Genomic DNA, 13,683 nt, shown 5'->3' with positions numbered 1-13,683 from the left:
CCATACTCAACCGGACTAATAATTCCTCATCAGCACTCTGCTTTTCTCTCTCGATTACTTTAGATAAAATACTGCCAGCACTCTCAGATATTTTGAACATACCTAACACGTCCTTAATTTTTTTCGAAAAATACGGAAATAAGTCGAAAAATAGCACATAAATATATTATAGTATTGGTAGACTTGTTTAAAGTATTATGCCTCAAAACAGATTATGAAGGAGAACCTATGAAAAAGAAATTTATATTGACGTCTGTATTTATCATTTCCGCGTGCATACTTCTGGCTTCAGTATTATTTATTCAACAGCAAAACAATAATGCAACGACGGCAAAATTACATCCTACAAAAGATCATTCTCTTAGAAATCAACTTGTAATGAGCAGGACCTTGACAGAAAAGGTGACCGTTGGAGCGATTGGTGACATTTTGATTCATGATACTGTTTATCAGGATGCCTTTAATGGAGCGCAGTATGATTTCAATCCTATTTTTGCTAATGTGAAAGGAATATTAGAGTCACCGGATATTCTAACTGCCAACCAAGAAAGCATGCTAGGCGGAGTTGGAATTGGTGTATCAAGTTATCCCATGTTTAATAGTCCTCACGAAGTCGCAGATGCGCTCGTCAATACGGGGGTTGATATCGTCTCTCTTGCAAACAATCATACTCTGGATAAAGGTGAAAGAGGAATTGTTTCCGCTACGGATTATTTAAATAGCATCGGACTTCCCCATGTCGGCAGCTCCCTATATGAGGCAGACCGTCAACAACTAAGAATCATTACTAAAAATGGGATAAAAATAGCCTTTCTATCCTATACTTACGGTACAAACGGCATCCCAATTCCGGAGGGCAAAGACTTCCTTGTGAATCTTATTAATCGTGATATCATGAGTGATGAAATCGGGCGTGCTAAAAAAGAAGCAGATGTTGTGGTGATGAGTATCCATTGGGGGAATGAATATCAACGAATTCCTACAAACGAGCAAAAGGATTTGGCTCATTTCCTTGCCAATGAAGGCGTGGATATCATCTTTGGTTCTCACCCGCACGTGCTGCAGCCAATGGAATGGATTCAGACAGAGGATGGCCGAAAATCCTTCGTTATTTATTCATTGGGGAACTTCATTTCTGGGCAGGTAAGGGACTATAAAGATATTGGCGGTATGGCTACAGTTGAAATAACCAAACAGGTTACTGAATCTGGAAAGACGATTGAGTTATCAAATCCGGCATTTTACCCTACTTTTGTATCTAGCCAGAAGTCAAGAAATTACCAAGTGGTGCCACTCGAAAATGCAGGTTCTTTCGGGCTTCAAAATGCACCAGCAAAATACCAGGAAATACAAGAACATATGACCCAATGGCTCCGTTAAGCGGGGCCTTTTATCAGTTGTGCTGGAAGGATGTTCGATATGAAAAAAAATAATAAACAAGGTATCTATTTATCAATTCTTTTTATTGTACTACTCTACCTTTTTACAAGAAGTTTTTATACGCCATTTTTTTTGATTCTACTTTCGGTAATGCTCTATCTTGCATTCTTGAAGGAAGAAAATCGTTTAGTTGCATGGATGATCATTTCCTTCTTTGGCGGGAACTTAATCCTCTTTTATCTTGATAAATTTATCGATGGAATTCAAATAGATCCATTTCAAAGGGTAATTATTCATCAGCTTTTGTTCATTATCCCAATCCTTACAATCTGCTACGTAATCAATAGGTTCAATAAAAAAATCAGCTTGTTTTTTAGACGCCCAGAAACATGGATTCAAAGACCTTTGGCTTTAAAGAGAAAATATGTTTATATTATCGTTTTGCTTATATTTATCAGTTTCCTTTCAGTCGTTATGACTCTTGAGGCTACGCTCAATTTTCATCTTGTTATCTCACTGTCACTTTTCGTGTTTATTCATGCGGTCCTTCAGGAAATAATGTGGCGAGGAATTCTATTAACACAGTTCATGATGATTGCCAATGAGACGAGTGCTATTCTGTTTACAAGTCTGGCCTTCGCATTAAACACAACCATATTTGGTTTTACTCTTGTAGTTTTCATCCTGTATTTTATTTTTGGGTTATTACTAGGCTTTATAACAAGCAAATGTAAGAGTATTCTCCCATCAACGATTGCACATGCACTTGTGTTAATTCTCCTATTCATAAAAGGCTTTTTGCAGCTACCAATTTAATGCATTTATTTGTATACCAGTGTAAAAAAGCACACTAAAAGAATTAATCTTCAAGTGTGCTTATACTTTTACCAAATATGATTTTTCAGTCCTTCTTTTTGAAGAATTTCTTTTTGTCTGTCACCAATTAAATCAAAATGAGAATAGCCATCACGGCGATGGTGAATCCATTCTTTTTTCAATCCATATTTATTGCCCCATTCAGCCAATTTCTCTAGGTCATGACAGCCAACTTTAGTCACTGTTTTGCACCCCGGAAAACGGTCATCCAGCCAATAATGGGTTAAGAATGCAATTTCACCATCATCAATTTTTTGTTTCCAGTCTTTTATTTCCTGTCTTTTAATCCCAAATGCCATTGCAATCACCCACCGCCATTGACATATTACTTCTTCTTTATATCCTCGTAGCGTAGGAACCATTCTGGGAACGCCTTTTTGAAGGCGATTGGTCGAAAGTTGTCCTTTTTGACAACGATATGAGTCGATGTTCCTTCTGCGCACACTTCATCTTCGCCATTTACAATCGAATACCCATAAATGGTTTTAATCCCATCATTTTTTTCAATCCAAGTTTTAACAAATCCCTTATCACCATAACGTAACGGCTTTTTATAGGTAGCTTGAATGTCATAAACAGGTGCAAAATAGCCTGCATTTTCCATGTCTAGATAGCTGTAGCCAAGGTCCTCAATCAAACCTGTTCTCCCTAGCTCAAAGTATTTTAAATAATTAGCATGATAGATGACTCCCATCATGTCGGTATCTGCATATAATAGTTGAATTTCTCTTACCGAAATAAATTCTTTGTCCAACTGTATGATTCCCCTTTTTACTCTGATGTTATGGTGCTATTTTTTTTAGTGCTGTTTCTACATCTTCCCTTTCAATATGAATGGCTTTTTCTAATAAATCCTCTTCTCCTGCTTCTCCCATCAACCTCATGGCTTGTGCCTGAATCATTTCATCCGCTAAATTGGTTGCGAATCTTCCATTTCCTTTGAAGCTGTTATTTTCAATACTTTGTTTCAACAATGCTCTGGCTCCCTCACTTATTTGATACTGGAAGCCGCCAACGTATGACTCGATAATCGAAAGAACCTCATCAGCTGAGTAATCAGGGAATAAGAAGAATTTCTTAAACCGTGAGCGCAGTCCTGGATTGCTTTCTAATAGCTGGTCCATTTCTTTTGGGTACCCAGCCAGGACCACAACAAGATTTTCATTATGTTTGGTCATCTCATCTACAAGGGTATCAACCACTTCTTTACCGAAATCACCCGCAGTTTGGCTTAAAAGCGAGTATGCCTCATCAATAAATAAAACGCCTCCAAGTGCTTCTCGAATCTTTTTCTTGGTTTTTCCTGCCGTTTGACCAACATATCCTGCTACAAAATCGGCTCTGCTTGCCACGATTAGATGACCTCTTTTTAACATACCGCACTCTCTTAGGAGCTCAGCATAGATGTTAGCAACTGTGGTTTTACCTGTGCCTGGATTTCCAGTGAAAACGGAATGAAGCTGAATCGGTACGGTTGGGAGTCCTTTTTCTTTTCTAAACTGCTGCATTTTAACAAAGGAGCTCAGCTTCTCCAATTCACTTTTTAGTTCAGTTAATCCAACCAAACGTTCTAATTTTTCAAAAGGTGATTCGCGGCTTTCATTCTTATCTACTTCAAAGTCGTCCTTATCTAAAATTGTATACGTGAAAATATCTTCATGGGAAATCGGATGGTCTGACCCTTTTTTAAATATAGCGTCTAATACGATATTACGGACTGATCGTGCATTACCAAAAGTATCATCCACTCGTTCCTGATCTAGACGATGATTAATTTCTAACTCTGCTTCCTCTGTAAGGATATAATCGTTTTCTGAAGCAATTTTTTTCGCAATTAAAATTAATTCTTCATTTGAATAGTTAGGTAAATGGATGAGATTTGATTGCGGGAATCTGCTCCTTAAACCTGGGTTGGCATCTAAAAAGATACGCATTTCGTCGGGGTATCCCGCTAAAATGACAGCAAATTTCCCGCCATATTCCTTTCCTGTCATAAGAGAAACGAGGGTATCTACGGCCGTTTGACCATAATCATTTCCTGATTGACCTTCACGTTTTAAACTGTAGGCTTCATCAATAAACAGAACGCCGCCAATCGCCTTCTCGACAACTGCTCTCACGTTTTCCTCCGTTTGGCCAACAAAGGCACCTACCAATTGTGATCGGTCCGTCTCAATCACCTCAGGACGCGGCAGCACCTCAAGTTCGTGATAGATTGTAGCTAATAGCCGGGCAATCGTTGTTTTCCCTGTTCCAGGATTCCCTGTTAAAACCATATTAAGGCTAAGTGCATCTTTAATTTGGAATCCAAGTTCTTTCCGTTCTTTTTGATATTTTAGGAATTGATAAAAATCATTGACTCGCTTCTTAACGACATCCATCCCAATCATTTCATTTAATTGGTCAAGTGCTTTTTCTGAATGTTGATTGAATTCCTCTTTGACTTCAAACAACTTCTGCCATTCTCTCTTTATTTCTTCAAGGCTAGACAAATGCAACTTTAAATCATCAAAATAGGTGGCAGTATGGAATACACCTGTTATTGATTTCTCATATTCTTCAGCAGCCTTTAGGAGATTACCCGTCACCTCAATGGATGTAATTAGCAAATCAGAGAGGTTCTTATATTGATCAAAAAGCTGTTTATTTTCCAATGCTTCAGCAAGATTCATTTTTTCGGTTAAATCCTCTTGATGTTCATCTGCTTCGGATAAAAAATTTTGGCAAATCTGTATGTATTGTTCAGCAACTTTCTTCTTTGCAGTCCGGTTATCTGTTTCCCGAATCGCTGGGAACGACAGAATATCCAGGGTTTCCTTTTTCTTAATCCAATCATACCGAATAAAATAAGACTTGGCTTTCTTATTAGCTGGATCTAATTCTAATGCTTTTGTTAGCCAAGCTTGGGCTAACGAATCTTGGTTTTTACGATTTAGACGTGATAAAGCGGCTAATGTTAACATTCTCGATAAGATAGCAGGGTTGGTTTGGTGACGCATAGCTGTTAGCAGCTCATTCTCGTCAGTGATAAAACCCAGTTCATCGAGTTCGGTTTCCCACTGTGTTAGCCTTTCGTTATTGTTGTTATAAGTACGTTGTTGTTGTATCAATAGGATCACTTCTTCTTCAAAATTTCCCCTTTATCTTACCATAACCTGACCAGTGTTACGAAATGAAAGGATTTAAAGAAAAAAAGGACCTGTATAATAGAACAGGTCCTGGTCTGTTGTTTTAGACTTCATCCTTAATTTCTGCACGATAACTTTCAATGCTTTCACGGCGTCGTTCGTTTTTAGCTTTAATTTGCTCACGCTGTGTTTCGCTATCTGTAAAGGCAAGTGATTCTTCAGCTGCCTCTATATTTTCAATCGTATCATGAATCATAGATTGCAGCTTTTCTACGTTATCACTTCGATCATCTGGTTTCGGTTTGTTATTATAGGTCATTAAGATTCCTCCTCGGGTGGTATCACGTACAAATATAGTTTGTATCGAAGCAAAAAAAATATCACAGAAAAATTTGCTAATCAGGAGGCATAAAAAAGACTCGCAAGCCATTGCCTGACGAGTCTTTACCATTTTATTATTCACCTTTTGTTTGCATGACTTGAGCATGCTTACCGGATGTATCTTGGTATTTTTTTCCCTTATTACCGCCGTATTTCTGTGATGTTTTATTTCCAAGCTCATCCGTACTAAATGCTTGCTGTCCTCTTTTTGGATTACTCATGTATTATCCCTCCTCCTTAACATTTTGTCCGTTTTAGGGGGAAACATGATTGGTAATCTATGTGAGTTATTCAGCTTTTTCCAAACGCTTTTCTTCTAAGCGCAATTCAATCTTTTCCATCGCAGCTCTATCTCTCAAAATTTGACTTTTATTTTCGGATACCAACTCTGCAAAGGAACGCTTTCTAGGCTTTCTCATGTATTTCACCTTCCTTATTTCTTATTCTAACAGTTATTATGCCCGGAAACGGTTTCAATTATTACAACTTTTTGAAAATTAAAAAGAAAAGTAGCAAATAATGATTTAAAGCGTAAAAAAGACATTGGAGTTCGTCCAATGTCTTACTTTAATTCCTTCGTGTATTGTTTCATCGTATCATGATTCATAGCACCGACGTATTTGAAGCCGATATTGCCCTTCGTATCGATAAAGTACGTGGTAGGAATAGATAGTACTTGGTACATTTCATTCACTTTATCTTCAGCGTCTAATGGAATAGGAAAAGTAATTTTATTTTCATCTATAAAGGATTGAACGTCTAAATGCGGGTCAATATTAACTGCTAAAATTACTACCTCATCACCGGATTCTTTATGAAACTCTTCCATTGCTGGCATTTCCGCTTTACAAGGAGGACACCAGGTTGCCCAGAAATTAAGCATTACCTTTTTCCCTTTTAAATCGGATAATTTGACAGTCTCCCCCGTTAAGGTTTTTAGTTCAAAATCAGGTGCTTTAGCACCAACTTTTAAACCTCCCATATTGGCAGCTTCTTGACTAAGATTATCGGGTTCAGACTTTTTTTCCATAGCCTGCACAATCGCAACTCCTAGTAGGGCAATTAACACTACGATAGCAATTACTTTTTTTACCATTACCCCGAACCCCCCTGTTCTATATGCTATTTCGATTTTACACTATAAACTCAGTTAAAACGAAGGTTGTATATGCCAATTTTGTGACAATATTAAGAACAGTTTATTAAAAGTATCCTGGAAAAGCAAATTTATCTTACTTTCTTTACAATACCATAATCTTATAAATATTTCTTAAAATATAACCACAGAAAGGATTAGGGGGATGTTCGCAGATAAAATTGAAGTAACGCAGATATATTAGATTTTAAGCAGATATATTTCAATTAACGCAGATATCTCTGATTTATCGCGGATATAATAAAATAGCCCCTCTCGAGGGGCTATTTTAAGGAGCAGGTTTTACATTAGTTTTCTTTTTTGCTTTAAAAGTTCGTTAAATTCATTATCTAATTCCATGTATTTAGGATTTTTTTGATCAATTAATGATAACTCACCCAAGATTGTAGCAATTCTGTTTTCGATGATCATTAATTTTTCTTTCATATCAATAGGCTCAGCACTAGTTTTATTTAAGTAATCTTCCGGCTTCATCTCTACACGCTTAATCACATGATTCTCAAAAACAAGGAGTTTATCGCAGAGCTTATTCAAGAAATAATAATCATGCGAAACAGTAATAATGGTTCCAGTAAATTCATTAAGTGTTTTTTCAAGCTGTTCTCTGCTGGGTAAATCGAGATGATTGGTTGGTTCATCTAAGATTAAAACATCATAATCTTTCAGCAGCATGTCAACGAATTTAACACGAGTCCTCTCGCCAAGACTTAATGTTGCAATTGGCTTCGTTATTAGCTGTTCCTTTAATCCGAGATTAGCAAATAGTGTTCTCGCCTTGAGGATGTTTTCTCTGTCAGTAAATCCCAATGCCTCTAAAGCTGTTTTTTCTGCAGGTAAGTTGTCTACATCCTGGCTTAAGTAAGCAACCTTTAACGATTCACTTTTCCATAGCTCGCCATGAGAAACGGATGTTTCCCTAAGGAGCATTTTTATCAAGGTGGTTTTTCCACAGCCATTTTCCCCCAATAAACCGATACGCTCTCCATGATTAATATAAAAGTGTGAATCGCGGAAAAGGGTTCTCTCACCAAAGCTTTTTGTTAAACTTTTCGCTTCAATAATTCGTTTTCCTCTATTCCCTTTCGTATCAAACTGAAATCTAACTTTTGTCTCCTCTAGAGGTTTGTCGACTTTATTTTTTTCAAGCTCGCTCTGAAGTCGTTTCATTTTAGATTTCACTTGAGAATCCCTTTTTTTCGCCTTAACTCGGTGATATTCCTTATTTCCATAATCTCTGCCTTGTTTAGTTGATGTTCTGTGAGCTGTCTCGGACCACGACGATAATTGGTCCATTTGCATTTCGATTTCTTCTTTTTTACGCTGCTGTACATCATAATGATGCATTTGAGTTTCCAGTCTGTGCTGTTTTTCCTTCTGATAATCGCTGTAATTACCATTGTAGAAATGAAGCTTGGTATTCTCAATTTCAAAGATCCGTGTGACTGTCTTATCTAAAAAATGGCGATCGTGAGAAATAATCAGCACTGGTCCTTTATATTTCGCCAACTCTTCAATCAACCATTCTATCCCCTTAAAATCTAGGTGGTTGGTCGGCTCATCGAGAATTAAGAATCCTGGCTTGGAAGCCCACACGTTGGATAATGAGAGTTTCAACTTCTCGCCGCCGCTTAGATGATTTAAACGCGTTTCCTCCCATTCATAAATCTTTTTCAGCCCTAACTCACTTGTGTGCTGCAAGATTTCTCCCTCAGATGATAGAGAATTTTGAAATTCACTGCCATCGTAATCCACGGATTGCGTCAGGTAACCAATCTTTAATTCCGGCGATTTTTCAATGAAACCCTTATTAGGTGTAAGTTTACCAGTAAGAATATTGGCCAATGTCGTTTTGCCGGTGCCATTATACCCTACAAGTCCAATTCTTTCACCATTCTTAATATCAAATGAAACATTGTCAAAGATTTTCCTTAGATTAAAGTTCATTTCTAGTCCGGTTGCTTTTATAATAGATAAATTATTTTTGTTCATAAAAAAACTCCCTTCGATGGAACCTGAAGAGAGTAATTGAGTCATGTAGTTTACACAATCATAATAAGCATACGTTAATAAACCTAAAAAGGCCTTTATTAACAATGTTTTGATTGAAATATAAACGTTCAGGACTAAAAAAGGATAGACTAATCCTATTCTTCAGGTTCACCATTTTTCGTTGTTCGAATAAATGTGCTGAAAAAATAAGATTATAACTTCATACCTCTTTACCATTCCTTTACGTTTGTTATATTTATTTTATTGTACCTAAACCGAAACTGTCAATGATTTCCGTAAAATTAACATCGGAATACGGCTTTCCACTCTCAATATTATCTTTTAAATGGGTAAGAGTATACCCCTGCCAATCCTCTAAATTATCCGAATTCCACTTCTCCAAAAATAAAGTATATAAAAAAACCTCTCTTATTTTTAAAAAGATAGGAATTTGTTGAATAAGTTCCTTGCTGAGTGTGTGTACATGTTGATATCCTCTTAAGAAATGCTCCCAGAACTCACTGCTAAATTGGGTGGTTTCTGGTGTAAAGGATGAAGTTTGCCAATAGGCATGATAAAAGGCGGCGGCTAGATCATAAGCATACCAATGGTAAGCACAATCATCAAAATCAAAAACGGTTAGCCTTCCTTTATTTACAAAGATATTCCCTTGGTGAAAATCATTATGTATAAGTCCGAATAAGTTTGGAGTTAGTGGGAACTTCTTTAATTGATTTAATAGTTGTTTGTATTTTTCTGCTATAAGTTCGGAGGTGATTTTTGGAAGTAGATTTAATAAATCAGGCTGATTTTCTGACCAAATGGGCCGATCTACCTTTATTGTTTTTCCAGCCATGTGCATTTTCCCCATTAGATTGCCCCAATGATAATATAATTCTTTGTTCCATAAATCACGATTGGTGACATCAATTGAAGTTCCCTTTGCCTTTTCAAATGCTACTACAAAATGATGTTCTCCGATTGTTTCGACCAACTTCTTACTCACAGATTTTACTGGTAAAGAAACAGGTACACCATTCTCCCACAGCCCGTGAATATATGCCAATTCATTAATAATATCCAGTTGCTTTCGTCTACTGGAAGGTGAAACTCTAAATATAAGGTTACCATAGGAATAGACGGTATTATGAAAGCCGTCATTAATTGGAACGAGTTCACCTTCCTTATAGCCATATAAAGGTAAAATAATATCAGTAATCATTTTGATCTCAATCTCACTTTCTGAATGAGCACCTATTTTAATTTGTTATAAATTTTATCTGCATAGCTGCCAAAACGGGAATTTGTGGCTGTTCCTCTTTTTTCAAGCAGTCTATCCATTTCCAGCCTTTTTTTCATCAACTTTGCCCGGAGGCGTCCTTTTTCTTCTTCGTCCGTTGTCTCTTCTATCAATTCTTCAATTCTAAAGATTTCACTTTTAACATCCTCAGGCGAATATCCCGCATTTTTTAACACTCGATACGCCATTTTCCATTCGTTTGACATTCCGGGAAAGTCATCTTTTAATTCCAAAGGCTGCCCTATTCCAGGTAGATTTTCGAGATCATTCTTCTTTATGGCTTCCTTAATTTTATCTTCTGCTATTTTCGAAAAATCCATTTACATCGCACCCTTCGCTCTACAAGTAATAGTTTATTTTCTCTAGTATATATGTTATTACCCGTAAAAAGCCACCATGCATGGCTGCATGGTGGCTTGAATATTACGCTTCTTGTAATTTTTCACGAAGTACCATTGGAAGGATACCACCATGACGGTAGTAATCAACTTCAACTTCAGAATCAAAGCGAACAAGTACTTCAAATTCTTTCTTGTTACCAGCTTCATCAGTAGCAGTAACTTTTAGAAGGTCACGTGGTTTAACATTCTCATCCACTTGAACATCGATTGTTTCTTTACCAGTTAAGCCAAGTGTTTCAGCGCTTTCGCCATCTTTAAATTGAAGTGGAAGAACGCCCATTAACACTAGGTTAGAACGGTGAATACGCTCAAAGCTTTCAGCTAGAACTGTCTTAATGCCTAGAAGGTTAGTACCTTTTGCAGCCCAGTCACGTGAAGAGCCCATTCCGTAATCTTTACCAGCAAGAACAATAAGCCCAGTGCCATTTTCTTTGTACTTCATGCAAGCATCGTAGATGGATGTAACTTCGCCAGTCGGCCAGTATGTTGTGAAGCCGCCTTCAGTTCCTGGTGCGATTTGGTTACGAATACGGATGTTTGCAAATGTTCCACGCATCATAACTTCATGGTTACCACGGCGTGAACCATATGAGTTAAAGTCACGAGGCTGAACACCTTTTTCTAATAAATACTTTCCAGCTGGGGTATTTTTACCAATAGCACCTGCAGGAGAGATATGGTCAGTCGTAACAGAATCTCCGAACTTACCTACAACACGCAGTCCGTTTAATGGTTCAACGGTACCTGGCTCTGGTGATAAACCTTCAAAGAATGGAGGATTTGCAATGTAAGTAGAATCCTCATCCCAAGTATATAATGGCTCATTGCTTGTTTTGATTTGATTCCATAGTTCGTTGCTTTCAAAGACATTTTCATATTCTTTTCGGAATAATTCAGGTGTAACAGTCTTTTTGACAACATCATTTACTTCAGCAGTTGCTGGCCAGATGTCTTTGAAGAATACATCATTACCATTTTTATCTTTACCGATAGGTTCGTTAGCAAAGTCAATGTTTACTGTACCTGCAAGTGCGTAAGCAACAACTAACGGAGGTGAAGCCAGGTAGTTTGCTTTTACAAGCGGATGAATACGTCCTTCAAAGTTACGGTTACCTGAAAGAACAGATGTAACTAAAAGATCGTTTTCAGCAATTGTCTTCTCGATTTCTTCTTTTAATGGACCGGAGTTACCAATGCATGTGGTACAGCCGTAACCAACAAGGTTGAAACCGATTTGCTCTAGGTATGGAAGTAATCCAGAATCACGAAGATATCCAGTTACAACCTTAGATCCTGGTGCTAATGATGTTTTAACAAACTTAGGAACTTCCATTCCAAGTTCAACCGCTCTCTTCGCAACAAGTCCAGCTCCAACTAGAACGTATGGGTTTGAAGTATTTGTACAGCTTGTAATAGAAGCAATAGCTACTGCACCAGTTGTAATTTCAGTTTCTTCCCCATTGTTAAATTTAATAGTAGCAGTCTTGTTAAGTTCATCAGATTGTAAGCCGAATCCTTGGTTTCCTTGTGGTGCAGAAACTGCCTTTACAAACTCTTCTTTCATTTTTGAAAGTGGAATCAAATCTTGTGGACGCTTAGGACCTGAAAGATTTGCTTCAATAACTGAAAGGTCAATCTCAACAACATTAGTATAAACTGGCTCTAAAGCTGGATCAAAGAATAATCCGTTCGCTTTGCAGTATTGTTCTACTACATTGATTTGCTCTTCTTCACGGCCAGTTAAACGTAAATATACAAGTGATTCATCATCGATTGGGAAGAATCCGCAAGTTGCACCATATTCAGGAGCCATGTTTGCGATTGTTGCACGATCTGCTAGTGGCAGTTGGGATACTCCAGGACCGAAGAATTCAACAAATTTACCAACAACACCTTGGCTGCGAAGAACTTGAGTTACTTTTAATGCTAAGTCTGTAGCAGTTGCTCCGTTTGGAAGCGCACCTGTTAACTTAACACCAACTACTTCAGGTACCGGGAAGTATGAAGGCTGTCCAAGCATTCCTGCTTCAGCTTCGATTCCGCCAACACCCCATCCAAGAACACCAAGACCGTTGATCATAGTTGTATGAGAGTCAGTACCAACTAATGTATCTGGATACGCTTCTAATTCACCATCAGAAGTTTCCGCTACATGTACAACATCAGCCAAATACTCTAGGTTAACTTGGTGTACGATACCTGTTGCAGGTGGAACCGCACGATAGTTATTGAATGATTTTTGAGCCCAGCTTAAGAACTGGTAACGCTCAGCATTACGTTCAAATTCTAAATCCATATTTACTCGTAATGAGTCAGCAGATCCATACGCATCAACTTGTACAGAGTGGTCGATTACAAGGTCAACTGTCTTCTCTGGATTAATTTTATCTGGGTCGCCGCCGAGGTCTGCCATTGCTTTTCTTAAAGAAGCAAGGTCAACTACTGCCGGTACACCAGTAAAGTCTTGTAGGATTACACGTGATGGCTTGAATGGAACGTCCACTTCTTTAAGCTCATCTGTTCCCCATTTTGCTAAGTTTTCAACGTGCTCTTTCGTGATTACACGGCCATCGTATTGGCGAAGCACAGATTCAAGTAAGACCTTTACAGAATATGGCAATTTAGAAACGTTGCCAATACCGGCCTCTTCAAGTGCACTTAAGCGGTAATAGTGATAACGTTTACCGTTTGCTTCAAAAGAAGTCCGTGCGTTAAATACATCTTTTTTCACCATTTTAAATCCCCCTCATTCGTCATCATTAGCTAAAATTAACGAAAAGTCGAAAAGTTTGAATATTCCTATCCATCCCTACTTTTCTCACAATTCTAATCTTAATACAACCTTCAATCTATGTAAATAACAAGAAAGTTATTGTGATTGATAAGTTTTTCTTATGATTTTTACGTATAATGTTCAAAATATTTAGATAAATATTGGAAGAACGTAAACTGAATAATCATAAAGATTAGAATTTGTCGTCTTATTTATTATCTCAAAAAACTTATTTGTTGTCATTATTTAAGTTTAAAAGGAAATATTAACATTATTAAAGAGAATTCTACAGAATTCTT

At 37.4% G+C, this 13,683-nt stretch carries 13 protein-coding genes; 2 read left to right on the top strand and 11 right to left on the bottom strand.

Annotated elements, in window-relative coordinates; translation table 11 throughout:
• The first annotated feature begins 228 nt into the window (after positions 1 to 228).
• Both AC2TFD_RS15965 and AC2TFD_RS15960 read left to right on the top strand, forming a co-directional pair.
• Complete coding sequence (locus AC2TFD_RS15965; RefSeq protein ID WP_484673561.1) at positions 229 to 1,380, top strand: CapA family protein; 1,152 nt, start codon at positions 229 to 231, stop codon at positions 1,378 to 1,380.
• A 39-nt stretch (positions 1,381 to 1,419) separates the two neighbouring features.
• Positions 1,420 to 2,196 (top strand): CPBP family intramembrane glutamic endopeptidase, encoded by a 777-nt coding sequence (locus AC2TFD_RS15960; RefSeq protein ID WP_484673560.1) that lies wholly within the window; start codon positions 1,420 to 1,422, stop codon positions 2,194 to 2,196.
• A 68-nt stretch (positions 2,197 to 2,264) separates the two neighbouring features.
• On the opposite strand, the gene AC2TFD_RS15955 is transcribed toward AC2TFD_RS15960, so the two are convergent.
• The 11 genes from AC2TFD_RS15955 to acnA all read right to left on the bottom strand — a co-directional run bounded on the left by AC2TFD_RS15955 (position 2,265) and on the right by acnA (position 13,345).
• Positions 2,265 to 2,555 (bottom strand): hypothetical protein, encoded by a 291-nt coding sequence (locus AC2TFD_RS15955; RefSeq protein WP_335512951.1) that lies wholly within the window; start codon positions 2,553 to 2,555, stop codon positions 2,265 to 2,267.
• A 26-nt stretch (positions 2,556 to 2,581) separates the two neighbouring features.
• The gene (locus tag AC2TFD_RS15950) at positions 2,582 to 3,010 is read right to left on the bottom strand and encodes an acyl-CoA thioesterase (protein ID WP_335569383.1); all 429 of its coding nucleotides are present in this window, start codon (positions 3,008 to 3,010) and stop codon (positions 2,582 to 2,584) included.
• A gap of 28 nt (positions 3,011 to 3,038) precedes the next feature.
• A complete protein-coding gene (locus AC2TFD_RS15945) occupies positions 3,039 to 5,375 on the bottom strand; it encodes an AAA family ATPase (protein WP_484673559.1) in 2,337 nt (778 codons plus the stop codon).
• A gap of 112 nt (positions 5,376 to 5,487) precedes the next feature.
• Entirely contained in the window at positions 5,488 to 5,703 is a 216-nt protein-coding gene (gene tlp, locus AC2TFD_RS15940; RefSeq protein WP_335512957.1) for a small acid-soluble spore protein Tlp, read from the bottom strand.
• A 136-nt stretch (positions 5,704 to 5,839) separates the two neighbouring features.
• A complete protein-coding gene (gene sspN, locus AC2TFD_RS15935; protein ID WP_335512958.1) occupies positions 5,840 to 5,986 on the bottom strand; it encodes a small acid-soluble spore protein N in 147 nt (48 codons plus the stop codon).
• A gap of 66 nt (positions 5,987 to 6,052) precedes the next feature.
• Positions 6,053 to 6,184: an FbpB family small basic protein gene (locus tag AC2TFD_RS15930; RefSeq protein WP_335512959.1), complete on the bottom strand. Its 132-nt coding sequence runs from the start codon at positions 6,182 to 6,184 to the stop codon at positions 6,053 to 6,055.
• Positions 6,185 to 6,327: 143 nt separating this feature from the next.
• A complete protein-coding gene (locus AC2TFD_RS15925; RefSeq protein ID WP_335512960.1) occupies positions 6,328 to 6,861 on the bottom strand; it encodes a redoxin domain-containing protein in 534 nt (177 codons plus the stop codon).
• A gap of 342 nt (positions 6,862 to 7,203) precedes the next feature.
• Complete coding sequence (gene abc-f / locus AC2TFD_RS15920; RefSeq protein WP_484673558.1) at positions 7,204 to 8,910, bottom strand: ribosomal protection-like ABC-F family protein; 1,707 nt, start codon at positions 8,908 to 8,910, stop codon at positions 7,204 to 7,206.
• A 256-nt stretch (positions 8,911 to 9,166) separates the two neighbouring features.
• Positions 9,167 to 10,132 carry a phosphotransferase enzyme family protein gene (locus tag AC2TFD_RS15915; protein WP_484673557.1) on the bottom strand — a complete coding sequence of 322 codons (966 nt, stop codon included), beginning with the start codon at positions 10,130 to 10,132 and terminating at the stop codon, positions 9,167 to 9,169.
• A gap of 32 nt (positions 10,133 to 10,164) precedes the next feature.
• Positions 10,165 to 10,530, bottom strand: a complete 366-nt coding sequence (locus AC2TFD_RS15910; RefSeq protein ID WP_335511323.1) for a DnaJ family domain-containing protein — start codon at positions 10,528 to 10,530, stop codon at positions 10,165 to 10,167.
• 103 nt (positions 10,531 to 10,633) lie between these two features.
• Complete coding sequence (acnA, locus tag AC2TFD_RS15905; RefSeq protein WP_335569387.1) at positions 10,634 to 13,345, bottom strand: aconitate hydratase AcnA; 2,712 nt, start codon at positions 13,343 to 13,345, stop codon at positions 10,634 to 10,636.
• Between the last annotated feature and the right edge of the window lie 338 nt (positions 13,346 to 13,683).

The organism is Neobacillus sp. plas4 (assembly GCF_057221695.1).
The sequence above is the reverse complement of the archived record's forward strand: the minus strand, read 5'-3'. Positions and strand labels throughout refer to the sequence as shown.